General features: G+C 67.0%; 20 protein-coding genes. 12 read left to right on the top strand and 8 right to left on the bottom strand.

Features of this window, described 5'->3' with window-relative positions; genetic code table 11:
• The first annotated feature begins 49 nt into the window (after positions 1 to 49).
• The 5 genes from creD to AC1DKR_RS13245 all read left to right on the top strand — a co-directional run bounded on the left by creD (position 50) and on the right by AC1DKR_RS13245 (position 5677).
• Positions 50 to 1363 carry a cell envelope integrity protein CreD gene (creD, locus tag AC1DKR_RS13265; protein WP_312110418.1) on the top strand — a complete coding sequence of 438 codons (1314 nt, stop codon included), beginning with the start codon at positions 50 to 52 and terminating at the stop codon, positions 1361 to 1363.
• A gap of 10 nt (positions 1364 to 1373) precedes the next feature.
• Complete coding sequence (locus tag AC1DKR_RS13260; protein ID WP_099783339.1) at positions 1374 to 1784, top strand: hypothetical protein; 411 nt, start codon at positions 1374 to 1376, stop codon at positions 1782 to 1784.
• Between the two features lie 177 nt (positions 1785 to 1961).
• Positions 1962 to 3599, top strand: a complete 1638-nt coding sequence (locus AC1DKR_RS13255; protein WP_312110413.1) for a M28 family metallopeptidase — start codon at positions 1962 to 1964, stop codon at positions 3597 to 3599.
• Between the two features lie 154 nt (positions 3600 to 3753).
• Positions 3754 to 5157: a glutamate--tRNA ligase gene (gene gltX / locus AC1DKR_RS13250; RefSeq protein WP_312110410.1), complete on the top strand. Its 1404-nt coding sequence runs from the start codon at positions 3754 to 3756 to the stop codon at positions 5155 to 5157.
• Between the two features lie 34 nt (positions 5158 to 5191).
• The gene (locus AC1DKR_RS13245; protein WP_025879333.1) at positions 5192 to 5677 is read left to right on the top strand and encodes a Fur family transcriptional regulator; all 486 of its coding nucleotides are present in this window, start codon (positions 5192 to 5194) and stop codon (positions 5675 to 5677) included.
• A 132-nt stretch (positions 5678 to 5809) separates the two neighbouring features.
• On the opposite strand, the gene AC1DKR_RS13240 is transcribed toward AC1DKR_RS13245, so the two are convergent.
• The 4 genes from AC1DKR_RS13240 to AC1DKR_RS13225 form a co-directional block, all read right to left on the bottom strand.
• Positions 5810 to 6973, bottom strand: coding sequence for an HlyD family secretion protein (locus AC1DKR_RS13240; protein ID WP_363730828.1), 1164 nt, complete (start codon positions 6971 to 6973; stop codon positions 5810 to 5812).
• A gap of 10 nt (positions 6974 to 6983) precedes the next feature.
• Positions 6984 to 8657, bottom strand: a complete 1674-nt coding sequence (locus AC1DKR_RS13235) for an MFS transporter (protein ID WP_478033223.1) — start codon at positions 8655 to 8657, stop codon at positions 6984 to 6986.
• Complete coding sequence (locus AC1DKR_RS13230; protein ID WP_223494609.1) at positions 8657 to 9223, bottom strand: TetR/AcrR family transcriptional regulator; 567 nt, start codon at positions 9221 to 9223, stop codon at positions 8657 to 8659. The genes AC1DKR_RS13235 and AC1DKR_RS13230 overlap by 1 nt, the downstream gene beginning before the upstream one ends.
• A gap of 242 nt (positions 9224 to 9465) precedes the next feature.
• On the bottom strand, positions 9466 to 11664 hold the full coding sequence (locus tag AC1DKR_RS13225; RefSeq protein ID WP_478033222.1) for a TonB-dependent receptor: 2199 nt from the start codon (positions 11662 to 11664) through the stop codon (positions 9466 to 9468).
• A 132-nt stretch (positions 11665 to 11796) separates the two neighbouring features.
• On the opposite strand from AC1DKR_RS13225, the gene AC1DKR_RS13220 reads away from it, so the two are divergent.
• Together AC1DKR_RS13220 and AC1DKR_RS13215 are read left to right on the top strand one after the other, a co-directional pair.
• On the top strand, positions 11797 to 12210 hold the full coding sequence (locus tag AC1DKR_RS13220) for a MerC domain-containing protein (RefSeq protein ID WP_025879338.1): 414 nt from the start codon (positions 11797 to 11799) through the stop codon (positions 12208 to 12210).
• A 110-nt stretch (positions 12211 to 12320) separates the two neighbouring features.
• Entirely contained in the window at positions 12321 to 12503 is a 183-nt protein-coding gene (locus tag AC1DKR_RS13215; RefSeq protein ID WP_025879339.1) for a 30S ribosomal protein THX, read from the top strand.
• A gap of 83 nt (positions 12504 to 12586) precedes the next feature.
• Here AC1DKR_RS13215 and AC1DKR_RS13210 read toward each other — a convergent pair whose 3' ends face one another.
• From AC1DKR_RS13210 to AC1DKR_RS13200, 3 genes are all read right to left on the bottom strand, one after another.
• Positions 12587 to 13852: an alkaline phosphatase family protein gene (locus AC1DKR_RS13210; RefSeq protein ID WP_394195797.1), complete on the bottom strand. Its 1266-nt coding sequence runs from the start codon at positions 13850 to 13852 to the stop codon at positions 12587 to 12589.
• Between the two features lie 300 nt (positions 13853 to 14152).
• Entirely contained in the window at positions 14153 to 14644 is a 492-nt protein-coding gene (locus AC1DKR_RS13205) for a methylated-DNA--[protein]-cysteine S-methyltransferase (protein WP_088100443.1), read from the bottom strand.
• The gene (locus tag AC1DKR_RS13200; RefSeq protein ID WP_363730843.1) at positions 14641 to 16119 is read right to left on the bottom strand and encodes a DNA-3-methyladenine glycosylase 2 family protein; all 1479 of its coding nucleotides are present in this window, start codon (positions 16117 to 16119) and stop codon (positions 14641 to 14643) included. The genes AC1DKR_RS13205 and AC1DKR_RS13200 overlap by 4 nt, the downstream gene beginning before the upstream one ends.
• A 509-nt stretch (positions 16120 to 16628) precedes the next feature.
• On the opposite strand from AC1DKR_RS13200, the gene AC1DKR_RS13195 reads away from it, so the two are divergent.
• The 4 genes from AC1DKR_RS13195 to ubiM all read left to right on the top strand — a co-directional run bounded on the left by AC1DKR_RS13195 (position 16629) and on the right by ubiM (position 20048).
• Positions 16629 to 17783 carry a COG3904 family protein gene (locus AC1DKR_RS13195; protein WP_363730845.1) on the top strand — a complete coding sequence of 385 codons (1155 nt, stop codon included), beginning with the start codon at positions 16629 to 16631 and terminating at the stop codon, positions 17781 to 17783.
• A gap of 58 nt (positions 17784 to 17841) precedes the next feature.
• Complete coding sequence (locus tag AC1DKR_RS13190; RefSeq protein ID WP_478033221.1) at positions 17842 to 18387, top strand: DUF4019 domain-containing protein; 546 nt, start codon at positions 17842 to 17844, stop codon at positions 18385 to 18387.
• Positions 18388 to 18399: 12 nt separating this feature from the next.
• Positions 18400 to 18789, top strand: a complete 390-nt coding sequence (locus AC1DKR_RS13185) for an MAPEG family protein (protein ID WP_312112989.1) — start codon at positions 18400 to 18402, stop codon at positions 18787 to 18789.
• Between the two features lie 80 nt (positions 18790 to 18869).
• Positions 18870 to 20048 carry a 5-demethoxyubiquinol-8 5-hydroxylase UbiM gene (gene ubiM, locus AC1DKR_RS13180; RefSeq protein WP_478033220.1) on the top strand — a complete coding sequence of 393 codons (1179 nt, stop codon included), beginning with the start codon at positions 18870 to 18872 and terminating at the stop codon, positions 20046 to 20048.
• 15 nt (positions 20049 to 20063) lie between these two features.
• On the opposite strand, the gene AC1DKR_RS13175 is transcribed toward ubiM, so the two are convergent.
• Positions 20064 to 20285, bottom strand: coding sequence for an RNA-binding S4 domain-containing protein (locus AC1DKR_RS13175; protein ID WP_025877723.1), 222 nt, complete (start codon positions 20283 to 20285; stop codon positions 20064 to 20066).
• Positions 20286 to 20554: 269 nt separating this feature from the next.
• Here AC1DKR_RS13175 and AC1DKR_RS13170 point away from each other — a divergent pair, with 269 nt between their 5' ends.
• Positions 20555 to 22483 carry a DEAD/DEAH box helicase gene (locus tag AC1DKR_RS13170; protein WP_025877722.1) on the top strand — a complete coding sequence of 643 codons (1929 nt, stop codon included), beginning with the start codon at positions 20555 to 20557 and terminating at the stop codon, positions 22481 to 22483.
• Positions 22484 to 22608: the final 125 nt, after the last annotated feature.

Below are 22608 nucleotides of genomic sequence, written 5' to 3'. Positions count from 1 at the left end.
TGCTCACCGCAGCCGTCCATCCTGCAGTCCTCTCCAACGAGGACGGACGATGAAATCCCTGAAGATGCTGCTGCGGTTCGCCATTGTCGGCGGCCTGATCCTGCTGCTGCTGATCCCGCTGTTCCTGATCCGCAGCGTCATCACCGAGCGCAGCGCCTATCGCGAAGAGGCCTACTCGCGGGTGGCCGAAAGCCGTGCCGGTACCCAGCGCGTGGTCGGGCCGGTGCGCGTGGTGCCGTGGTCCAAGCGCGAGCAGGTGGAAGTGGTCGATGCGCAGGGCAACAAGAAGACCGAGCTGCAGACCACCCAGGGTTACTGGTTGCAGCCGCCGGCCACCCTGCAGATCAGTGGCGAGCTGCTGCCCAGCCAGCGCTCGGTCGGCCTGTTCAAGGTGCCGGTATACAGCTGGAATGGCCAGCTCAAGGCGACCTTCAGCGAGGACGACTACCCGGAGCACGATGGCATGACCTATGGCGACGCCTACATTGCGCTGGGCGTGTCCGATGCGCGTGGCCTGGTCGGTACGCCGAACCTGCGGGTTGATGGGCAGCAGGTCAAGCTGCTGCCGGGCGTGGCCGGCGCATCCGCACTGGGCCGTGGGCTGCATGCACCGATTGCCGGCATTGCCCGCACCGGAGGCACCTTGGCGGCCAGCAGCGTGGAACTGGAACTGCAGCTCGATGGCAGCCGCTCGCTGTCGGTGGTGCCGGTGGGCGATGACAACCAGATCGCGCTGCGGTCCAGCTGGCCGCACCCGTCGTTTGCCGGTGCATTCCTGCCGAACGAGCGGCGTGTGGATGCGCAGGGCTTCGATGCACGTTGGGCCGTGTCCTCGCTGGCATCGGACGCACAGCAGCGACTGCGCGAGGGCGATGACCTGGATGCGCAGGCGGTGCAGGTTTCGCTGGTCGACCCGGTCGATACCTATACCCAGGCCGACCGCGCTTCCAAGTACGGCGTGCTGTTCGTGGTGCTGACGTTCGTTGGTTTCATCCTGTTCGAACTGATCAAGTCGCTGCGCATCCACCCGCTGCAGTACCTGATGGTCGGCCTGGCGCTGGCGATCTTCTTCCTGCTGCTGATCAGCCTGTCCGAGCACATCGCCTTCTGGCAGGCCTACCTGGTTTCCGCGCTGGCCTGCATCAGCCTGCAGGCGGTGTACCTGGCCAATGTGCTGGGTCACTGGAAGCGGGGCCTGGGCTTCGCCGCGATGCTGACGGTGCTGTACGGCGCGCTGTATGGGCTGCTGGTCTCGGAAAACAATGCACTGCTGATGGGTTCGCTGCTGCTGTTCGTGATCCTCGCGCTGGCGATGTGGGTGACCCGTCGGGTTGACTGGTACGCCCTGGCCGAGCAGAAGTAAGGAGCACGCCATGGGCTGGCGCCAAGGATTGCAGCAACGGGCACGACAGGGCATTCCCGCGCTGTTGGAGGTGGATGCACTGCTGCAGGCCCATGGGGTACTGGCGGCCTTGCCGGGGGCACGGATCGCGCCCGGCCTGGTCCGCTTCCAGCTGGCCGCCATCACCTGCGAAGGATTGCAGCGGCGCGGGCTGGACTGGTTGCGGGAGGCGCGGCACGGACGCGGCGCGCTCGCCGGCAAGGTGCCCCGTTACCGGCCATGGAAGGCCGGGGCGGCGGCATTGTCGGAGATCGGCATCGATGGGCTGCCGGCAGACTGGCCGGAACATGCGGCGGTGTTTGGTTGCAGCAGCATCGACCAGCGGCACTGGCTGCTGCTGTTGCCCGAACGCGCGCAGCTGTGGCTGGGGTGGAAGGGGTGACAGCGGAAGGCCCATCCACGCGTGGCGTGGATCTACGGGGCCTCTGGTGGGCGCGGACCTTGGTCCGCACCGCTCTTCGGTGGGAAGGCGCCATCCACGCATGGCGTGGATCTACCAGATGCCCATGACCGATGGGACGTGGGCCGGGCGCCCCGGCTGGCTAGACTCGACAGGATGATGATCGAGCCGAAAGGGCAGGGGTGCGGCGTGTTGACGTGGAGCGGGCTGAAGTGGGGCGTGCTGGCAGTAGCGCTGGCGATGGGGGGCAATGCGGTGGCGCAGCAGCGCGAGCCGGTGGACCTGGACATGGTCGGCAAGATCCGCCAGCAGGCGTTCCACAAGTCGCAGGTGATGGATACCTTCAGCTACCTCACCGAACGCATCGGGCCGCGCCTGACGAATTCGCCGGCGATGGGGCGTGCCAACGCCTGGACCCGCGGCAAGTTCAGCGAATGGAAGCTGGACAATGTCCATGACGAAGCCTTCGACGAATTCGGCCGTGGCTGGGAATTCACGTCGGCCAGCGTGGAGATGCTGGGCGATCGCGTGCAGCCACTGCATGCGCTGCCCAAGGCGTGGACGCCGGGCACCAACGGCCCGGTCGAGGGCGACCTGCTGCAGGTGGACATCAAGAAGCCCGAGGACATCGAGAAATATCGCGGCAAGCTGCGTGGAAAGATCCTGCTGCTGGGCGAGGCACGCGAATACAAGCGCGGCACCGACGCCGATTCGCACCGGCACGACGCCACCTCGCTGGAAGGCCTGCAGGAATTCACCCTGCCCAAGGACAAGGACGTGGCCGCCGACCGCGCCAAGCGGGTCAAGGAATACCAGGAGAAGCAGGCGCTGGCGGCGAAGGTCAACGCATTCTTCGTTGAAGAAGGCGCGCTGGCCTCGATCAGCATCAGCAGTTGGGACAACGGCATCATCCGCGTGGCCGGTGGCGGCTCGCGCAAGGCCGGCGAAGCGGTCGGCATTCCCGAACTGGCGATGATCGCCGAGCACTTCAATCCGCTGGTACGCGCGCTGGAAGCCAAGCAGAGCGTGCGCCTGCGCGTGGATGTGGCCGCACGCTTCACCGACGAGGCCGACCAGCCCGGCTACAACACCCTGGCCGAGATCCGTGGCAGCAGCAGGCCGGACGAGGTGGTGATGATCGGCGCGCACCTGGATTCCTGGCACAGCGGCACCGGCGCGGCCGACAACGCCGCCGGCGTGGCGGTGATGATGGAGGCCATGCGCATCCTCAAGGCCAGCGGCGCCAAGCCCAAGCGCACCATCCGGGTTGCGCTGTGGAGTGGCGAGGAACAGGGACTGATCGGTTCGCAGGCCTACGTGGCCAAGCACTTCGGTCGATTCCCCGAGCCCACCGACCCGGCGCAGAAGGCGCTGCCGGCCTCGCTGCGCGAACCGACCGGTGCCCTGCAGAAGACCCGCGACTACGGCAAGTTCCAGGTCTACTTCAACATGGACAACGGCTCGGGCCGCTTCCGTGGCATCTACGCACAGGAAAACCTGGCGGCGATGCCGATCTTCGAAGCCTGGCTCGCCCCGTTCCATGACGTGGGTGCAACCACCGTGGCCACCCGCAACACCGGCAGCACCGACCACATCAGCTTCGATCGCATCGGCCTGCCGGGCTTCCAGTTCATCCAGGACAAGCTGGACTATTTCAGCAACGTCCACCACAGCCACCTGGACACCTGGGACCACGCCGAACCGGAAGACCTGAAGCAGGCCGCCGCCATCGTCGCCTCCTTCGCCTACCACGCCGCCATGCGCGAGCAGCCGTTCCCGCGCAAGCCCGAGCCCTGAAAAGGGGACGGAGGGGATCAAGTCGTATTTCCCCTCCGTTGCATCGGCGTTCTCCCGGAAGCGCGGCAATAGCGACTTGACCCCCTCCGCCCCCTTTTTCCGCAGGGGGCGGAGGGCTGGTAAAATCGGGGGATACCCGTTCCTCGAGCCCTCCATGACCTGCCGCACCCGCTTCGCCCCCAGTCCCACCGGCTACCTGCATATCGGTGGCGCCCGCACCGCGCTGTACTGCTGGCTGGAGGCCCGCCATCGTGGCGGCGAGTTCGTGCTGCGCATCGAGGACACCGACCGTGAACGCAGCACCCAGGGCGCGATCGATGCGATCCTGGAGGCGATGGAGTGGCTGGGCCTGGACTACGACGAAGGCCCGTTCTACCAGACCGAGCGCGTCGCCCGGTACAAGGAAGTGGCCGAGCAGCTGATCGCCGACGGCAAGGCGTACTACGCCTACGAGACCCGCGAAGAGCTGGACGCCATGCGCGAGGCCGCGATGGCCAGGCAGGAAAAGCCGCGTTACAACGGCGCTGCCCGCGAGCAGGCCCTGCCGTACAGGGACGACCCGAACCGCGTCATCCGCTTCAAGAACCCGCTTGAAGGCACGGTGGTGTTCGATGATCTGATCAAGGGCCGCATCGAGATCGCCAACAGCGAGCTGGATGACATGGTCATCTTCCGGCCGGACGGCTACCCCACCTACAACTTCGCGGTGGTGGTGGACGACTGGGACATGAAGATCTCCGAAGTCATCCGTGGCGACGACCACATCAACAACACCCCGCGCCAGATCAACCTGTACGAAGGCATCGGCGCACCGGTGCCGAAGTTCGGCCACATGCCGATGATCCTGGACGAGCAGGGCGCCAAGCTGTCCAAGCGCACCGGCGCGGCCGACGTGATGCAGTACAAGGACGCCGGCTACCTGCCTGATGCACTGCTGAGCTACCTGGCCCGGCTGGGCTGGTCGCACGGCGACCAGGAACTGTTCAGCCGCCAGGAACTGATCGACCTGTTCGATGTGAAGGACTGCAATTCCAAGGCCTCGCGCCTGGACATGGCCAAGCTCGGCTGGGTCAACCAGCACTTCCTGAAGACCGAGGAGCCGGCCGCGATCGTGCCGCACCTGGTCTACCAGCTGCAGAAGCTGGGCCTGGACGTGGCCGCTGGCCCGGCGCCGGTGGACGTGGTGATCGCCCTGCGCGAGCGCGTGCAGACCCTGAAGGAAATGGCCGAGAAGGCCGTGGTCTGGTACCAGCCGCTGAACGAATACGATGAAGCGGCCGTGGCCAAGCACTTCAAGGCCGGTGCGGAACTGCCGCTGGGCAAGGCCCGCGAGCTGCTGGCGGCCCTGCCGGAGTGGACCGCCGAAGCCGTTGGCGTGGCCCTTCACGATGCAGCCGCCGCGCTGGAAATGGGCATGGGCAAGGTCGCCCAGCCGCTGCGCGTGGCCATCACCGGCACCCAGGTCAGCCCTGACATTTCCCATACCGTGTACCTGGCCGGCCGCGAGCAGGCCTTGAAACGCATCGATGTGGCCATCACCAAGGTAGCAACGGCCTGAGCCCTGCGGCCCACGCCCGAACTGGAGAACGCGCATGTCCGCCAAAACCGCCTGTACGGCCCCGCACCACCATGTCCACGACGCTTCGGATTTCGTGGCGGTGGTCGAGCGTGTCTCGCGCGAGCGCGGGCTGCGCCTTACCCCCATCCGCGCCAACGTGCTCAAGCTGATCGCCGAGGCCGGCAAGCCGGTCAAGGCCTACGAGCTGCTGGAGTGGGTGCGCAACGGCAAGGGCGTGGGCGCTGACGCCCCGCCCACCGTGTACCGCGCGCTCGACTTCCTCATGGCCAATGGCTTCGTGCACAAGCTGGAATCGGTCAATGCCTTCGTGGCCTGCCACCATCCCAGCAGCGCGGCCCATTCGGTGCCGTTCCTGATCTGCAACAGCTGCCACAGCGCGGTGGAACTGGAAGACCGTGAGATCGTGACCCAGCTGGAAAAGCGGGCCAAGGAGCTCGGCTTCCAACCGCAGGCACAGACATTGGAAGTACACGGACTCTGCGCCCGCTGCGCAGGTTGATGCGAGGGTAGTGCCGGCCGCTGGCCGGCTTCCTCGGGTTTGGGGTCAGATCCCTTTGCCAGTGGCAAAGGGATCTGACCCCATTTCATAACAATGCAGCCGAGCATGGCTCGACTCCACCGGGCCGGCGCCCTAGTCCATCGGCTTGGTCGCGGTATCCACCCGCACGATCACCGACATGCCCGGCCGCAACCGCGCCGCCAGTTCCTGGTCCCCGTTGATCGAGATACGCACCGGCAGCCGCTGCACCACCTTGGTGAAATTGCCGCTGGCATTGTCCGGGCGCAGCACGCTGAACTCCGATCCGGTGGCCGGCGCGATCTGCTCCACCCGTCCGCGCAGCACCTGGCCCTGGAACGCATCCACCGAGAACGAGGCGGGCTGCCCGATCTTCATCTGCCAGGTCTGGCCTTCCTTGTAGTTGGCCACCACCCACAATGCATCGGGTACCAGAAACAGCAGCTGCGACCCGGCCGCCACATACTGCCCCACGCGCACGCTGGCCTCGCTGATCTGCCCATCGCGCGGCGCATGGATCACCGTATTGGCCAGGTCGATGCGGGCCAGCTCAAGCTGTGCCTGCGCACTTTCCACCTGCGCTTCCAGGCTCTTGCGCGAGACCTGGGTTGAGACCAGGGTTTCTTCGGCGATGCGGATCTGCGCTTGCGACTGCTGCACGCTGGCCTGCGCCGAGGCCTGGCTGGTGCGGAACTTGTCGCGGTCGTTGATCGACACCAGCTGCTGCGCCGCCAGTTCCTCGTAGCGCTTGGCCTCGTTGCGCGAGCGTTGCAGCTCGGCCTGGCCGGCCGACAGCGTGGCCTGCGCCGCAGCGATCTGCGCGCGGTTCTGCGCCTGCGACTGGTCCGAATTGGCCAGGGCCGCGCGCGCGCTGTCCAGTGTGGCCTGCGCCTGCGCCACCCGCTGCGCGTAGATGCGGTCGTCGATGCGCAGCAGCGGCTCGCCCTGCTTCACGTGCTGGAAGTCCTTCACCAGCACGTCGGCCACATAGCCGTTCACCTGCGGCGCCATCACCGTGATCTGCCCGCGCACGTAGGCGTTGTCGGTCACCATCACGCTGCTGGTGAAAGGCCACAGGTGCCAGGCGCGCAGGATCAGCGCGATGCCCAGCAGGGCCACCACCACCATCACCACCACGCTGCGCGAACTCGGCTTGAGGTACTTCGGCGCGGCGGCGGGCGCGGCAGGCGTCGCCGCCGGTGCCGCATCGGTGGGCGGCGGCGGGGTGACGTTCTCGGCAGCGTCGGTGTCGTCTGGACGGGGCGGGACGGGAGGCATGACGGTGGACTCAGCGCGGTGCCGCGGTTGCAGCCGCAGCGGGGGAGGAAGGATGGCGCTTGCGCCATTGTTTGCGTACGGCGGTACGCAGCGAAAGCAGCAGCAACCAGCACAGGAAACCGATTGCCAGCCAGCCGCTCAGGGTGAACACATCGTTGAAGCCTCGCACGTTGGCTTCGCGGCGGGTGGTCTGCGCCAGCTGCGCGCTGCCCTGGGCACTGCGCAGCACCGGGTCGGTGATCTGCGCTGCGTACAGCTGCTGCTGGATGCGCAGGCGCTGTGCCACCACCGGGTCGGCTGGATCGAGCTGGCTGGTCAGCGCGCTGGAATACAGCTGCTCGCGATGCAGCTGGAATGTTCCCAGCACGGCCGAGCCGGCCAGTCCGCCCAGCGTCTGGGTGATCGACAATGTCACCAGGAAGGTGATCATGTGGTCCACGCCTTGTTTCAACGCGGCGGAAATGCCGAGCATGATCAGCGGGCCCATGAACATGCCGGCGCCCACCGACGCCAGGAACTGGCTGATGTAGAAGTCGTGCGGGCGATCCAGACTGGTGCGGTGCTGGTCGAAGAACGCGGCGGCACCCAGCAGCAGGATCGCCATCAGCAACTGCGCAATCAGGCGCTTCGGGCCGAAGGTCAGTGACGCACCGGCGATGCCGGTGACCACCCCGGCCAGGATCACCACGAACAGCGGCCGCATCTGGTCCGGTCCCATGCCCAGCGTGCGCATCAGGTTGACCACGCCGTAGGACTGTTCAGTGGTCAGGAAGCGGATCAGGAAGGCGCCGACGATGAAGTGCATCACCGGCAGGGTCGACAGCCAACGGATCTGCAGCAGCGGGTTGCGCCGGTAGTGTTCGATGATCAGTGCGGTGGTGGTCAGCACGATGGAGGCGACCAGCGCCCAGCCCAGCCACGGCGTGTTCAACCACCAGCGCGTGTAGCCCTGCGCCAGCACCACCACCAGCAGGGCGACGGCGGGCGCGAGCAGGGCGAAGGTAAGGAAATCCAGCGGTTCGAAGGCCTTGACCTGGATGCCCGGCGGCAGCTTCAGCACGACCACGGCGGCAAACGCGCACAGCGCCAGCCCCGCTTCGAACGAATACAGCTGGTGCCATTGGCCGGTATCGACCAGGCCGGGCGAGACGATCCAGGCAATCGGCACCGCCAGCTGCGACAGGCCGACGCCGATCACCAGCAGGTTGCCGGTGAATCGCCGTGGCAGCGCCTGCAGCATGTACAGCGTCCCCAGCGTCGAGCAGGCCGCGCCGGCGAAACCGCTGGCGGCGCGGGTCAGCATGGTGGTCTCGAAACTGCCGACGAACAGGTGCAGCACCGCCAGCGCCGCGTACAGCCCCAGGCCGATCTCGGCAAACAGGCGGATGCCGTATTGCTGGCGGAACTTGAAGGCCAGCAGGTTGGCGGTCACGTTGACCATGGCGTAGGCAGCCACCAGCCAGCTGCCCTGAGTGGGAGTGAGTGCCAGTTGCCCCTGCAGGAAGGGCAGGTTGGCCGTTACCAGCGCGTTGCCAAGGCCACCGGTGATGGCCACCAGCAACGACACCAGTGCATAGGCTGCACGCCGATAGGGCGGGTGCCAGGGCATCGATGCCGAACCGGGCATGGTCGGCTTCTCGTGCTCCTCCCAATCCGGAACCGGCTTGAGGTACGGCTGCACCATCAGCGTTCCCCGTTGGCTGCTCCCTGGAGTCCCCCGCGCAGCAGCTGCAGGGCACGCCCGGCCAGCTGGGCGCGCTCATCGCGGGTCTTGCCGCGCAGGGCCGCCCCCAGCATGCCCGAGATCAGTGAAATATCCGTCTTCTCCAGGTCGGGCCGGCACAGGCCAGCGGCCTTGGCGCGGGCGATGGGGGCTTCCAGCAGGTCGCGCACGGTCTCGCGTGCGGTGCGCATGGCCGGCACGTCCGAATCGACCGCGCGCCAGTAATCGGCCAGTGCCGGCGAATCGACGATGCGCTGGGCCATACCCTCGAACACTTCGAATAGGGCGTCGTCGCGGTCGCCAAGCTGCTCGACCTGGCGGCGGATGCGGTCGACCGTGCGCTGCAGCAGCGCCTGGATCAGCGCGGTGCGGTCAGGGAAATTCCGATACAGGGTGGCGCGGCCGACTTCGGCACGCTCGACCACCAGGTCCAGCGGCGCGGTAACGCCGTGTTGGCCGAACACATGGTCGGCAGCATCGAGGATGAGGGCTCGGCGGGCAGCGGCATCGGCGCGTTGGGTGGTCATGGCTTCATTTTCGGACACAAATGTCCGGATGGCGAGAGACGAATGGCGACGGGATTGTCCGCTTGTTGTCGTACGCACATCTTTGTGACGGATGCGTGAGGGTCGATCGAGGTCATCAAAAAAAGACGGGGGGCCAACCTGGCCCCCCGGGAGAGAACGACAGCATGCCGCCGTCAAAGTCAGTAAATCCACACCACGCGCGGATGCACTTCAGTAGATCCACGCCATGCGTGGATGCCTCATCAGAAGAACGCGCGGATCCCGAAGGCGACACCACGACCCGGCAGCGGCGAGTAATCCTTCAGCAGCGAGGTATGCGGACGCACTTCGCGGTTGGTCAGGTTGCTGCCATCCAGGAACAACTCGTAGCTGTTGCTGTCGCTGCGGTCCCAGCGGTAGGCCAGGTGCGCATCGACCAGGGTGTAGCCGTTGCTCGGCTCCTCGTTCTGCGCAACGTCCTTCTGCCGGCTGTAACGCACCGCGCCCACCGAGGCACGCCAGCCATCCTTCGCCCAGCGCAGGTCGGCGCCGACACGGGCCGGGGCGATGCGCGGCAGGTAACCGGTGTTGGCCAGTTCGACGCTGTAGTTGTGGTTGTGGTCGCCGTGCGGCACGGCGATGTCGAGGGTGCGGCTGCCGTTGCCGTCCAGCTTGGCCTGTACGTAGTCGCCGAACACGCGCAGGTCCCAATCGCCGGCGCCGCCTTCGAACAGGTGCACCAGCGCTTCGGCCTCGGCGCCCTTGAACACCGCGTCCTGCTGGGTCCAGCTGCGCACCGGCAGGCTTTCGGTGATGCCGGTGTCGGCCAGGTAGATGAAGTCCTTGAACCTGGTCTGGTAGATCGCGGCAGAGAAGTCCAGGCGCTCGCTGTGGGTGTGGATGCCCAGTTCAATGCGTTGGCCGCGCTCGGTCTTCAGGTTGGCATCACCGATTTCCAGCGAACGGGTGGCGATGTGCGCACCCGCGGCGTACAGCTCCTCATTGGTCGGTGCACGCTCGGAGCTGTCTACGCCGATGCGCAGGTCGACCGCATCGTTGAGCTTCCAGATACCGGCGGCCGACAGGTTGGTGGCGTCGAACTTGCGGCGGCGGTAGTCGCCGGTGGGGTCCAGCTTGACCTGGTCGTGGCGACCGCCCAGTTCCAGCTTGAACGGGCCGAACTGCTTTTCCTGCAGAACGAACAGGCCGATGTTCTTGGTTCCGGTATCGGGCACGAACGCTTCTTCGCCCTTGGCGCCGAAATCGCTGTTGCCGAACTGCAGGCCGAAGGCGCCGTCCCAGCCGCCGATCTGCTGCTGCACCGCTTCCAGGCGACCTTCGATGCCGCGGTTGGTGAAGCGGGTGGACGGCGTGCCGGCTTCCAGCTCCACGTGTTCGTAGTCGGTGTAGGCCACGCGCGCGTTGACGTTCTTCAGGAACGATACCGGGTTGTAGATGCCGGCCTTGGTCTCGAAACGGTTCTGCACCATGTCGATGCGCACGTCGTGCTCTTCACCTTCCTCCTCCTCGCCATGGTCGTGGTCGTGACCATGGTCGTGGCCATCGCCGTCAGCATGCACGTGGGCGCCGTTGGGGATGCCGTAGTTGGTGCGGTAGGTGCTGGCCGAGGCGCCGAAGTAGCCGCCTTCGCCCAGCCAGGTGGCGCCGACGCCACCGGCGCGAGTGCGGATGGAACTGTTGTCCAGGCGGCCGCGACGCGGCTCTTCACCTTCCTCGCCCGCGTGGTCGTGGTCATCGTGGTGGTCTTCCAGGCCGTCGATCACCGCGTAGCCGGGAATGCGGAAATCATCGCCATTGCGCACCAGGCCATCCACGTGCAGCACGACATTGCCGCTCACGCCGTCCAGGCGGAACATGCCGCTGCGTTCGTCGTTGACCGAATTGCCACGCAGCTCGGCGCGGCCGCTGAGCGGACGGTCCGGCAGTTCGCGCGCAATGCGTCCATCGACCACGTTCACCGCGCCGCCGATCGCGCCGCTGCCGAACAGCAGCGTCGCAGGGCCTTTCAGTACTTCGATCTGGTCGGCCAGGAACGGCTCGATGCTGGTGGCATGGTCGGCGCTGACGGTAGAGGCGTCCATGTTGCCCATGCCGTTGGACAGCACGGCCACGCGCGGGCCTTCCTGGCCGCGGATGATCGGGCGGCCGACACCGGGACCGAAGAAGGTGCTCTGCACGCCGGGCAGCTTGGCGACGGTATCGCCGAGGGTGCCGGCCTTCTGCTCATCCAGGCGCTCACCGGCCAGCACTTCAACCGGGCGCGCCAGCGATTCGGCATCACCCTGCAGCGGCGATGCCGTGACCTGCACCGAGGACAGCTCGGTCAGGTGGCGGTCACGATGCGAATCATCGTCGGAGGCTGCAAAGGCGACGGAGGGCAGCAGCGCAGCAAGCGCCAGGGCCAGGGAATGCGGCTTGAAACGAGGGTGGTGGGAGGGCATGGGCGGTCCTTTGTTACAATATATCAATCGGGTGGCGCACGAATCCCGTCGGCGGGACAGGGGGAGAGAACCGTGCGGTTCGGGGATCGATGTTATATTATTCCATAACGATTCGCCGCCCTGCTGGAAGTCATGCCTTTGCCCTCACGCCTGCGCCACCTGCTCGATCGCTTCGGCGCCACCGGTTCGATGCTGTGCGCGGTGCATTGCGCGGTCATTCCGCTGCTGCTGGCCGCTGCCCCCTCGCTGGGCCTGTCTTTCTGGCTCAGTGATGGCGTGGAGAAGGCGCTGGTGGTGTTCGTGACCCTGCTGGGCTTGTTCAGCCTGGTCTGGGGCTATCGGCGGCACGGCGCGCTGCGTGCGCTGGCGTTTCTGATTCCCGGCCTGGTCGCTTTGTGGGCCGGCGTGCTGTACGACCCGCTGCACCACAACGCGGTGCCGCATGCGGTGGTGATGACCTTGGGCGGGCTGCTGGTCGGCATCGCGCACTTGGTCAACCTGCGCCTGAACCACGGCCACGTGCATGACGCCAGCTGCGCGCACTAGGCGCTACGTGGTAGGCTTTCCGATCGTGCGCGGGGGCGCCCAGCAAGGCGGCCCCGCCGAACCCGTGTCAGTACGGGGTAACCAGATTTCACATTTGAGGAGTTGAAGACATGGGTAAGGGTGACCGCAAGACCGCCAAGGGCAAGCGCTACAACGCCAGCTACGGCAACGCCCGTTCGCACACCGCGAGCAAGGTCGCCGTAGGCGCCGCCGCCCCGGTTGCCAAGAAGACCGTGGCCAAGGCTCCGGCGAAGAAGGCTGTGGCCAAGAAGGCAGTGGCCAAGGCCGGCTGATCCGCCGACCGACCGGTCCAGAGAAAAACGCGGCGCTCGGCGCCGCGTTTTTTTTTGACCATGGCCAGGGCATGGCGCCGCGATCAGCGCAGGGTTTTCTGCAGCGTCTGCGCGTTGCCATCGTTGGCCGCTTCCGGCACCTGCAGCAGGTGCACCAGCAGCGGGTAGACGTCGACATTGTCGAAACCGTCGATCACCAGGCCTTGCCGGAATGAAGGGCCACGGGCGACGAACACTGCGCGCATCGACGGCAACGCGTTGTCGTAGCCATGGGAGCCGCGATCGGCGTGCTCGCGCTTGGCGATCTTCTCGCGCGTCAGCGCGTCCCAGCCTTCATCCATCTGGCAGACGATGGCAGGCACGCGCGGATGGGTGCCGTAATGCCAGCGGGCCGGCAGGTTCTCCTTCTTCCAGCATTCGTAGTGTGCGTGGCGACCGAGCAGGGCACGCTCGGCCTCTGCTTCGCGTCCCACCTCCGGCGCGAAGCCGACCGACTGGCCTGCGCTGACGTTGCGCGCGATGGCAGGGTCAACCATCGATTCGAGGGCGATCACCTGGCCCTCCGGTACCGGCGCCATGCCGTGATCGGAGACCACGATCACGTTGGTGCTGTCGGACAGGCCGTGCTGCTGCAAGCCATCGAGTACCTGGCCGATGATCCGGTCGGCGTGCACGATGGCCTCGGTGTACTGCCTGGATTCGGGGCCAAAGTTGTGGCCGGCCTTGTCCACGTGCTCCATGTACAGCGTGGTCAGGCGCGGCGCATCGGCATCGGTCTGCGACAGCCAGTCGAGCACCGTCTGCGCACGCTGCTCCAGCGGTTCCTTGGCATCGTAAATACGCCACTGGCTGGGCCGTGTGCCCTGGATCTCGGCTTCGCTGCCCGGCCATGAGGTGGTGGCGGTGCGCACACCGACCTTCTCGGCACCGACCCAGATCGGTTCACCGCCCCACCATCCGCTGGTGGTCACCGCAGTGCGGTCGTGCAGCGCGAAGCGACCGAGCGCGGTATCGTCCATGCTGTTGTTGATGATGCCGTGGTGGTCCGGACGCAGGCCGGTGACCAGTGTGTAGTGGTTGGGGAAGGTGAGCGAGGGATAGGAGGGCGTCATCCAGCGCGCACGCACGCCCCCATCGATGATCCGTTGCAGGTTCGGGGTAAGCCCGCGATCCAACGCATCGGCGCGCAGGCCATCGATGGAAATCAGCAACAGTTTCGGCGGGCTGGCGGGCGGCGTATTCGCCTCCGCGGCAGGTGCAGCGATGGTTGTCGAAGGCGAGGGCGTGGTGGTACATGCGGCCAGGGGCAGCAGCAGCGCCAGCGTGCAGGTCAGGCGTACGGAAGTCATCCGGTCATGATAATCCGCAGCAATGACGTACCCAAGACACGCCATCGCGCCTGTGGCGCGCTGGTGTGTCCGCGCATTTCACCTTATCCCCGCGCTTTTGGCGCGCCCTCTTGAACAACAAGGGGGCTTTTCTCCAGACAGATTGCGGATGCTTCCATCCACGCACGGCGTGGATCTACCGGAACGAATCAAGCCGACACCGCCCCGACCACCCACGGATAGCCCGCTTTGGACGTTGATGTTGACGTTGATGTTGCTCTGGCTTGTAGCGGGTGCAGGGCGCAGCCCTGCCTCCAACCCTCATGCAAACAGCGGTGCCTGTCGCTGCTCCAGCCGCAACAACGCCGCTTTGGTTTCCAGGCCGCCACCGAAACCGGTCAACGTACCGTTGCTGCCGATCACGCGATGGCACGGCAGCACGATCGGCAACGGATTGCGGCCATTGGCCGCGCCGACCGCACGTGTCGCCGTCGGCTGACCCAGCTGCTGCGCCAGCTGCAGATAGCTCCAGGTCTGGCCGAAGGGAATCAACGCCAGCGCGTGCCAGACGCGCAGTTGGAACGGCGTGCCATGCGGTGCCAGCACCAGGTCGAAACCGCTGCGCTCACCGTGCAGGTACTGCAGCAACTGTTCGCGCGCCTCCGGCAATGCGCCGGGCGCGTAATGCCAGTGCTCGCGGCCGCGCGCAGGATGGCGGTTTTCCGGGAACAGAACGTGGGCCAGGCCATTCTCATCACCGGCGATGGTCAGTTCACCGATCGGTGTATCGAAGCGATCGAACAACAGGTTCATGAGGGTTCTCCAACGAAAGTGCCGGACAGGTGCCACAGATGCAGCACGGCATAGGCGCGCCATGGGCGCCACGATTGCGAACGGGCTTCGGTGGCGCGTTCGCTGAGGCGCTGGCCCTGCGCGTGGCCCAGCACCTGCTGCAGCACCAGGTCACCGGCGGGGAAGGCATCAGGCTGGCCCAGCCCGCGCAGGGCAATGTACTGCGCCGTCCACGGGCCGATGCCGGGTAGGGCCACGCAGCGGGCGACGAATTCCTCCAGTGCCTGCCCCGGCCCGAAGTCCAGCTGGCCGCTGGCGCAGGCTGCGGCGAGGGCGCGCACGGTGGCGGCGCGGCTGCGTGGCAGGCCGATCGATTCCAGCGGCGCGTCGGCCAGTACGTCCGGCGCTGGAAACTGACGGTCGAATTCGGACGGCATGCCGGGCAGGTGCGCACCGTAGGCATCGACCAGCCGGCGCGCGAACGTGGTGGCCGCGGCCACGCTGACCTGCTGGCCCAGTACCGCGCGCACGCCCACCTCGAAGCCGTCCCATCCGCCTGGCACGCGCAGGCCGGGGCGCTCGGCGATGCCGCGCGCCAACAGCGGTTCATCGCCCAGCGCTGCGTGCACCTGCTGCAGGTCGGCGTCCAGGTCGAACACACGGCGCACGCGGCGCACGATGTCCGGAATCAGGCGTGGGTCGACCGCGCCCAGTTGCAGGCGCAGCTCGGGCCGCTTCGGGTCGGCGGTGACGCGCAGCAGGGCGGGGCGCTCGGCTGTGCCCAACACGCGCTGGTAACTGTCTTCCCCGATCAGTTCGATGCCGGGCAGGCTGCGCTTACGCAGGAAGGCCAGCATGCGGGGGAAATCCAGCGGCGGTCGATAGCCCAGGCGCAGCACCAGCCCGCCATCGTCGGCGGCCAGCGGATGGTGTTGGCGACGCAGTACGGTGGGCGCCATGCCGCAGCCCTGCAGGAACGCCGTATTGAAGCGGCGCAGGCTGTTGTAACCAGCGGCCAGTGCCACGTCGGTCACCGGCAGCGTGGTTTCGGTCAGCAGCTGCTTGGCCAGCAGCAGGCGATGGGTTGCGTGGATCTGCCCTGGCGTTGCGCCCAGCCGTTCGACGAACAGGCGTTGCAGCTGGCGTGCGCTGAGGCCGATCTTTCCCGCCAGCTCGGCCACCGGCTGGTCCTGCAGGAAGCCGGCATGGATCAGCGCGAGGGCACGCTGCACGGCCTGTCCGGCCAGCGCCTGTTGTGCCAGCGGGGCCAGCTCGGGGCGGCAGCGCAGGCAGGGACGATAGCCGGCCGACGCAGCGGCAGCAGCCGTGGGGTAGTAGGTGATGTTACGTGGTTTCGGTGGCGGCGCCGGGCACACCGGCCGGCAGTAGATGCCGGTGCTGCGCACGGCGGTGAAGAATACGCCGTCGAAGCGTGCATCGCGGGCCAGGCGGGCACGGTCGCATGCGGCGGTGTCGAGGGCGAGTGCGGTATCCATGGCGCCAGTCTAGGCGCCTGCGGGCGGTAGTACTCGCCATATTCGGACATGGATGCTGGAGGGGCTTGGCCGGGCTGCGCCCGGCACCCTCAACAGCAACAGCAACAGCGGGCTATCCGTGGGATGGCGGGGTGGGGCCGGTTGCAGGGGACGCTGCAAGTCCCCCTCCGGGGCCCGGCCCAGCCGCTGGCGGCTGTGCGTTCGGGCGCTTGCGAAGCAGTGCTTCGCAAGCAAAGCGCCCTCACCCCTGTAAGCTTGGCCGCGGCATCCATGCCGCGGACACCCCTGCAACCGGACCCACCCCGCCTTCGACAGTTTCACGCGGCTGTTGGTGGGGGGGCGACCTTGGTTGATACGGTAGATCCACGACATGCGTGGAGGGGATGTCGGATGACGTTGGGACGGGAAATGACAGGGTCAGAGGGTCAGAACAGGTTCAGTGGCGGGCGCTGAATGCGCGTCGTGGACGGGTAGACTGTGGTTCTTGCCTGTCTGAATCCGGTTGCCCGATGTCCGCCAAACTCCGCTGGTTGCCCCTGTTGTGCCTGGCCCTGGCGGGCTGCAGCCAGTTGGAGAACCCTGGCAACGTAACCGCTGCCGACAAGGCCACGCGGGCTCCGGCCAGCGATGGCGAAAACATGGTGTCGATCAATGCCGCCGATGCGCCGCCACCGCCGGCACAGGCACGCAGCCGGGCTGATCGGCCCTGGCCGCAGGCGCAGCTGGAAAACGGCAAGGCCTGGGTCAGCTGCACCACCGATTACGCCGGCGACGGCGGCGATGGCATTGAACTGGAAGGCCTGCAGCGCGAACAGCTGAAGCAGGCGCTGGCGCCGTGCGCCGAGCGTGGCCTGCTGCGCGTGCGCTATAACGGCAAGATCAACCCCGGGTTTGCCGAGATGATGTGGCGGCTGGCCGTGGTCGCCGACGAGCTGCAGATCCACAAGCGCATCCTGGATCTGGATTCCAGCGGTGGCCAGGTGGAATCGGCCATCGTTGCCGGCGACAGCATCGGCGAATCCGGCTGGACCATCTGGGTGCGCGAGGGCTCGATCTGCCACAGCGCCTGCGTGTTCGTGCTGGCTGCCGGCGACAACCGCCTGTTGACCGGCAAGGTCGGCATCCACCGCATGATGCGCATCAGTTCCAAGGCCACTTCGCGCGCGGAACTCAACCGCGAGCTGCACGAGGTCTATGACAACGTGAAGGATTATCTGCAGCGCAATGGCGTGGCGGTAGGCGTGGCCGACCTGATGATGACCGTGCCCAACCGCAGCCTGCGCCTGCTGACTGCCGAAGAGCTTCGCCAGTACGGCCTGGACGGGACCAACGCCGTGCAGGACGACCTGGAGCGGATCAAGCAGATGCGTACCTGCGGCGACGACTTCGTGCAGCGCAAGGATGCGTTCCTGGTGGCGTTCGACCAGCAGTGCAAGCGCGACGGTGCCGACATGGAATCGATCAACAGCTGTGGCCAGTCGCTGAAGCAGCGCTTCGGCTTCCCCGACCCGGTGTGCCCGGAGGAAAGCCCGCTGTCGGAGATCGACGTGGCTACGCTGCCACCGGCACCGCCGGAGCCGCCGCCGGTGGCCGAGCAGCTGCCCGCGGCACCGGCGGGGCAGGCCGAGGCGGGTGCGGTGGAAGGCAGCGTGCAAGCGCGCTGACGGCCCACTCACTGCGCTGGCGTAGACTGCGGTTCTTTCCATCGAACCGGCGGTGTCCATGAAGCGCGTGCTCCTGCTGCTGTCCCTGTTGCCCCTGGCTGCACTGGCGCAAACGCCGGCGCCGGCCACGCCTGCACCGGCCCCGGCTCGCCCCGCGCCGAGCGCACCGACGGCCGCGAAGCCGGCCACTGCTGCCGCGCCGGCATTGAGCCCGGCGCAGCAGGCGCAGGTGCAGAAACAGGACGCGGAAATGGGCAGTGCCGCATTGAAGGCCGCGCAACTGGTCGACGCCAATCGGGCCGGTGAGTTGTGGGACGGCGCCTCGGCGGTTGCCCGCCGCGCAGTGCCCAAGGCGGCCTTCGTCAGCCAGCTTGCCGCAGACCGCACGCGTCTTGGCGCGCTGGCCGGGCGTGGCCAGCCGACCATCACCCGCGTGAAATACGCTTCAGGTGCTGCCGTGCCCGAGGGCCTGTACATCAACGTCAGCTTCCCGACCCGTTTCGCCAACAGCGCGCAGCCGGTACGCGAGCTGGTGTCGTTCCGCTTCGACGAAGACCAGACCTGGCGCTTGGCCGGCTACAGCCTGCGCGCATCCAGCCCCTGACGGAGATCGACGATGGCCACCGAACTGACGATGCTGGCGTGGGCGATGCTGCTGGGTTTCGTCTACATCTTTGCCGCCTCCACCGTGGTCACCCGCGAGCGCGGGATGAAATGGAACGCCTCCGCACGTGACGACTCGTCCAAGCCGCTGAGTCCACTGGCTGGACGACTGCAGCGGGCGCAATCCAACTTCTTCGAGACCTTCCCGTTCTTCGCCGCCGCAGCGATTGCGGTGGTGGTGGCCGGGCGTGGCAGCGACACCACCGCGCTGGCGGCGCAGGTCTACTTCTGGGCACGCGTTGTCTACCTGCCGCTGTACGCAGCCGGCGTGCCCTATGTGCGCAGCCTGGTCTGGCTGGTGTCGATCGTGGCGATCCTGGCGATGGTGTTCGCGCTGCTGTGACGCGCAGCTGATCCAGATCAAGGCCGGTCAGGCACGCGGCGCTATGCTGGCCGCGACTGGATCAACGGCAGGAGGCGCGCATGCGCAGGATGGACGTGGTGGTGGTCGGTGCCGGACCGGCAGGGCTTTGCTTTGCGCGCGCGCTGGCCAGCACTGGCCTGCAGGTGGGGCTGGTCGAGGCACAGCCGCGCCAGGCCCTGGCCGAGGCGGCCTTCGACGGCCGCGAAATCGCCTTGACCCATGCCTCGCGGCAAAGCCTGGAACAGCTTGGCCTGTGGCAGCGCCTGCCCGAAGCCGAGGTTGCCGAACTGCGCGACGCGCGGGTGCTGAACGGAGGTTCGCCCTTCGCGCTGACCTTCGCCAGCAGCCAGGTAGATGGCCAGCCGCTGGGCTGGCTGGTGCCCAACCATCTGATCCGCCGCGCGGCCTGGGAGGCGGTGCAGGGCCAGGAAGGGCTGGACTTGTTTGATGGCCGCAAGGTGCAGGCGGTGCGCGCCGACAGCCAGGGCCACGTGGTGCGCCTGGATGATGGCAGCGAGCTTCACGCGCGCCTGCTGGTATGTGCCGACAGTCGCTTCTCCGGTACCCGCCGCATGCTCGGCATCGGTGCGCAGATGCGTGACTTCGGCAAATCGATGCTGGTCTGCAGGATGCAGGTCGAACGCGATCACCACCACACGGCGTGGGAGTGGTTCGGCTATGGCCGCACGATGGCGCTGCTGCCGCTCAACGAAGGCCAGGCATCGGCGGTGATCACGCTGCCGCCGCGGCAGATCGAAGCGCTGCTGGCGATGGATGAGATCGCGTTCGGGGAGGCCATCAGCGGCTTCTTCGAACACCGCCTGGGACGCATGCAGCCGGTGGCCACGCCACAGGCCTATCCCCTGGTCGGGGTGTATGCGCACCGCTTCGTCGGCGAACGTTCGGCACTGATCGGTGATGCCGCAGTGGGCATGCACCCGGTCACCGCACATGGTTTCAACCTGGGCCTGGCCAGCGCGCAGCGGCTGGCGCAGGGCATTGCCGAGCAGCAGCGACGCGGAGCGGACATCGCCGCGGCCGGCATGCTGGGCCGCTACCAGCGCGGGCATCGGCTGGCGGCGCGGCCGCTGTATGAAGCGACCAATGCGATTGCCAGCCTGTATACCGACGACCGCCGTCCGGCGCGCCTGTTGCGGGCGGCCGGGTTGCGGGTAGCGCAGGGGGTGGCACCGTTCCGGCAGTTGATTGCCGCCCACCTGACCCAGCGCGTGGCCTGACGGCCACGCGGTGACTTACGCGGCGGCCAGGACGCGGATCTGGCTGTCGTTGAACTCGACCACCTGGCCTGCGCGGATCTTGCAGGCCTTGCGCAGCTCGACCTCGCCATCGACCAGCACCAGACCTTCGCTGATGACCATCTTGGCTTCGCCGCCGCTGGTGACCAGGTCGGCCAGCTTCAGCAACTGCTTGAGTTCGACGTAATCGCCGTCGAGGTCGAATTCGAGGATCTGCATGGAACGGGTTTCCTGGGGCAGGCGCTGCAGGACAGGGCCCGCGGCGGTAAAATGGGCGCCTATTGTGCGCCACGGCGGGCCGTAAAGGCATGCCGTTGGCTTCCTGTACACCTTGTTCAGGCACAGTGCGGTATCATTCCGCTCTGAGCGAGTAAAACCTCAGCTCCAACCGAGCAGCGCCAGGGCACGCGATAAGAAGGGCGCCCAAAGCGCGGAATCCCCCTTTTTTTTCGCCTGCCATGCTCGTGGCAGTGCCTTCGGAGTTCCCCATGTCCCAAGAAACCCAAGCGCAGCTGCAGTTCGCGCAGCTCGGCCTGTCCGATTCTGTCATGCAGGCTGTCACTGCCATCGGCTACGAAACGCCGTCGCCGATCCAGGCTGCCACCATCCCGGCGATGCTGGAAGGCCGCGACGTGCTGGGCCAGGCCCAGACCGGTACCGGCAAGACCGCGGCCTTCGCGCTGCCGGTGCTGTCCAACATCGACCTGCAGCAGATCAAGCCGCAGGCCCTGGTGCTGGCCCCGACCCGCGAGCTGGCCATCCAGGTTGCTGAGGCGTTCCAGTCCTATTCCTCCAAGATCCCTGGTTTCCGCGTGCTGCCCGTGTACGGCGGCCAGCCGTACGGCCAGCAGCTGACGGCCCTGCGCCGCGGCGTGCACATCGTGGTCGGTACCCCCGGCCGCGTCATCGACCATCTGAACCGCAGCACCCTGGACCTGTCCGAGCTGAAGACGCTGGTGCTGGACGAAGCCGATGAAATGCTGCGCATGGGCTTCATCGACGACGTCGAAGCGGTGCTGAAGAAGCTGCCGGAGAAGCGCCAGGTGGCGCTGTTCTCGGCCACCATGCCGCCGGCCATCCGTCGTATCGCGCAGACCTACCTGAAGGACCCGGTCGAAGTCACCATCGCGACCAAGACCACCACCTCGGCCAACATCCGCCAGCGCTACTGGTGGGTGAGCGGCATGCACAAGCTGGACGCGCTGACCCGCATCCTCGAAGTCGAGCCGTTCGACGCGATGATCGTCTTCGCGCGCACCAAGGCCGGCACCGAGGAACTGGCCAGCAAGCTGCAGGCCCGTGGCCTGGCCGCTGCCGCCATCAACGGTGACATGCAGCAGGCGCAGCGTGAGCGCACCATCGCCATGCTGAAGGAAGGCAAGCTGGACATCCTGGTCGCCACCGACGTGGCCGCTCGTGGCCTGGACGTGGAACGCATCAGCCACGTGCTGAACTACGACATCCCGTACGACACCGAAAGCTACGTGCACCGCATCGGCCGTACCGGCCGTGCTGGCCGCAGCGGTGAAGCAATCCTGTTCGCCACCCCGCGCGAAAAGGGCATGCTGCGCCAGATCGAGCGTGCGACCCGCCAGCCGATCGAAGAAATGCAGCTGCCGAGCGTGGAAGCGGTCAACGACAACCGCATCAACAAGTTCACCTCGCGCATCACCGAGACGCTGGGCCAGGGCGGCCTGGACTTCTACCGCCAGCTGCTGGAGCGTTTCGAGTCCGAACAGAACGTGCCGGCCATCGAAGTGGCCGCCGCACTGGCGAAGATGATGCAGGGCGACACCCCGTTCCTGCTGCAGCCGCCGGTGCGTGCACCGCGCGAAGAGCGTGCGCCGCGCGAGCGTTTCGAGCGCACTGAGCGCCCGGAACGTGGCGACCGCAACGAGCGCGGCCCGCGCTTCGAGCGTGGCCCGCGTCGTGACGATGCCGAGGGTGGCTTCGAGCAGCGCCCGCGCCGTGACGTGCCGCCGCGCGGTGCACCGGAGCAGGGCATGGAGACCTACCGCATTTCGGTGGGCCACCAGCATGGCGTGAAGCCGGCCAACATCGTCGGCGCCATCGCCAATGAAGCCGGCCTGGAAAGCCGCTTCATCGGTCGTATCGACATCCACGACGACTTCTCGCTGCTGGATCTGCCGGCACAGATGCCGTCGGACGTGCTGACCCACCTGCAGAAGGTCTGGGTGTCCGGCCAGCAGCTGCAGATGCGCCCGTTGGCGGCCGGTGAAGAGGTCAATCCGGCGCCGCGTCCGTTCAAGCCGCGCTTCGACAAGCGTGGTCCGGGCGGTCCGGGTGGCCCGGGAGCTCCGCGTCGCAGCGGTCCGGGTGGCCCCGGCGGCGACCGCGACAGCCGTCCGCCGCGTCGTGATGGCTTCAACAAGCCACGTGGCCCGCGCAGCTTCTAAGCCGCGCTGAAGTAGACGAACAACGCCAGCCTCCGGGCTGGCGTTGTTGTTTGCATGGCGCCAGGGCGGCCCGGCCGCCGCTGCCGATCACCGGCCGGGTCCGGTTTCGCATGGCCCACACATCA

Source organism: Stenotrophomonas sp. 01N47, assembly GCF_056399165.1.
This window is presented reverse-complemented; position numbering and strand designations above follow the sequence as displayed.

Bases quoted from the DNA above. Each gene is read 5' to 3' on its own strand.
- gltX (WP_312110410.1), top strand. From the start codon at position 3,754: ATGACCTGCCGCACCCGCTTCGCCCCCAGTCCCACCGGCTACCTGCAT.
- AC1DKR_RS13195 (WP_363730845.1), top strand. From the start codon at position 16,629: ATGTCCGCCAAACTCCGCTGGTTGCCCCTGTTGTGCCTGGCCCTGGCG.
- AC1DKR_RS13185 (WP_312112989.1), top strand. From the start codon at position 18,400: ATGGCCACCGAACTGACGATGCTGGCGTGGGCGATGCTGCTGGGTTTC.
- ubiM (WP_478033220.1), top strand. From the start codon at position 18,870: ATGCGCAGGATGGACGTGGTGGTGGTCGGTGCCGGACCGGCAGGGCTT.
- AC1DKR_RS13235 (WP_478033223.1), bottom strand. From the start codon at position 8,657: ATGGTGCAGCCGTACCTCAAGCCGGTTCCGGATTGGGAGGAGCACGAG.
- AC1DKR_RS13205 (WP_088100443.1), bottom strand. From the start codon at position 14,644: ATGAACCTGTTGTTCGATCGCTTCGATACACCGATCGGTGAACTGACC.
- AC1DKR_RS13215 (WP_025879339.1), top strand. From the start codon at position 12,321: ATGGGTAAGGGTGACCGCAAGACCGCCAAGGGCAAGCGCTACAACGCC.
- AC1DKR_RS13260 (WP_099783339.1), top strand. From the start codon at position 1,374: ATGGGCTGGCGCCAAGGATTGCAGCAACGGGCACGACAGGGCATTCCC.
- AC1DKR_RS13170 (WP_025877722.1), top strand. From the start codon at position 20,555: ATGTCCCAAGAAACCCAAGCGCAGCTGCAGTTCGCGCAGCTCGGCCTG.
- AC1DKR_RS13225 (WP_478033222.1), bottom strand. From the start codon at position 11,664: ATGCCCTCCCACCACCCTCGTTTCAAGCCGCATTCCCTGGCCCTGGCG.
- AC1DKR_RS13210 (WP_394195797.1), bottom strand. From the start codon at position 13,852: ATGACTTCCGTACGCCTGACCTGCACGCTGGCGCTGCTGCTGCCCCTG.
- AC1DKR_RS13230 (WP_223494609.1), bottom strand. From the start codon at position 9,223: ATGACCACCCAACGCGCCGATGCCGCTGCCCGCCGAGCCCTCATCCTC.
- AC1DKR_RS13245 (WP_025879333.1), top strand. From the start codon at position 5,192: ATGTCCGCCAAAACCGCCTGTACGGCCCCGCACCACCATGTCCACGAC.
- AC1DKR_RS13255 (WP_312110413.1), top strand. From the start codon at position 1,962: ATGATCGAGCCGAAAGGGCAGGGGTGCGGCGTGTTGACGTGGAGCGGG.
- AC1DKR_RS13220 (WP_025879338.1), top strand. From the start codon at position 11,797: ATGCCTTTGCCCTCACGCCTGCGCCACCTGCTCGATCGCTTCGGCGCC.
- creD (WP_312110418.1), top strand. From the start codon at position 50: ATGAAATCCCTGAAGATGCTGCTGCGGTTCGCCATTGTCGGCGGCCTG.
- AC1DKR_RS13240 (WP_363730828.1), bottom strand. From the start codon at position 6,973: ATGCCTCCCGTCCCGCCCCGTCCAGACGACACCGACGCTGCCGAGAAC.
- AC1DKR_RS13190 (WP_478033221.1), top strand. From the start codon at position 17,842: ATGAAGCGCGTGCTCCTGCTGCTGTCCCTGTTGCCCCTGGCTGCACTG.
- AC1DKR_RS13200 (WP_363730843.1), bottom strand. From the start codon at position 16,119: ATGGATACCGCACTCGCCCTCGACACCGCCGCATGCGACCGTGCCCGC.
- AC1DKR_RS13175 (WP_025877723.1), bottom strand. From the start codon at position 20,285: ATGCAGATCCTCGAATTCGACCTCGACGGCGATTACGTCGAACTCAAG.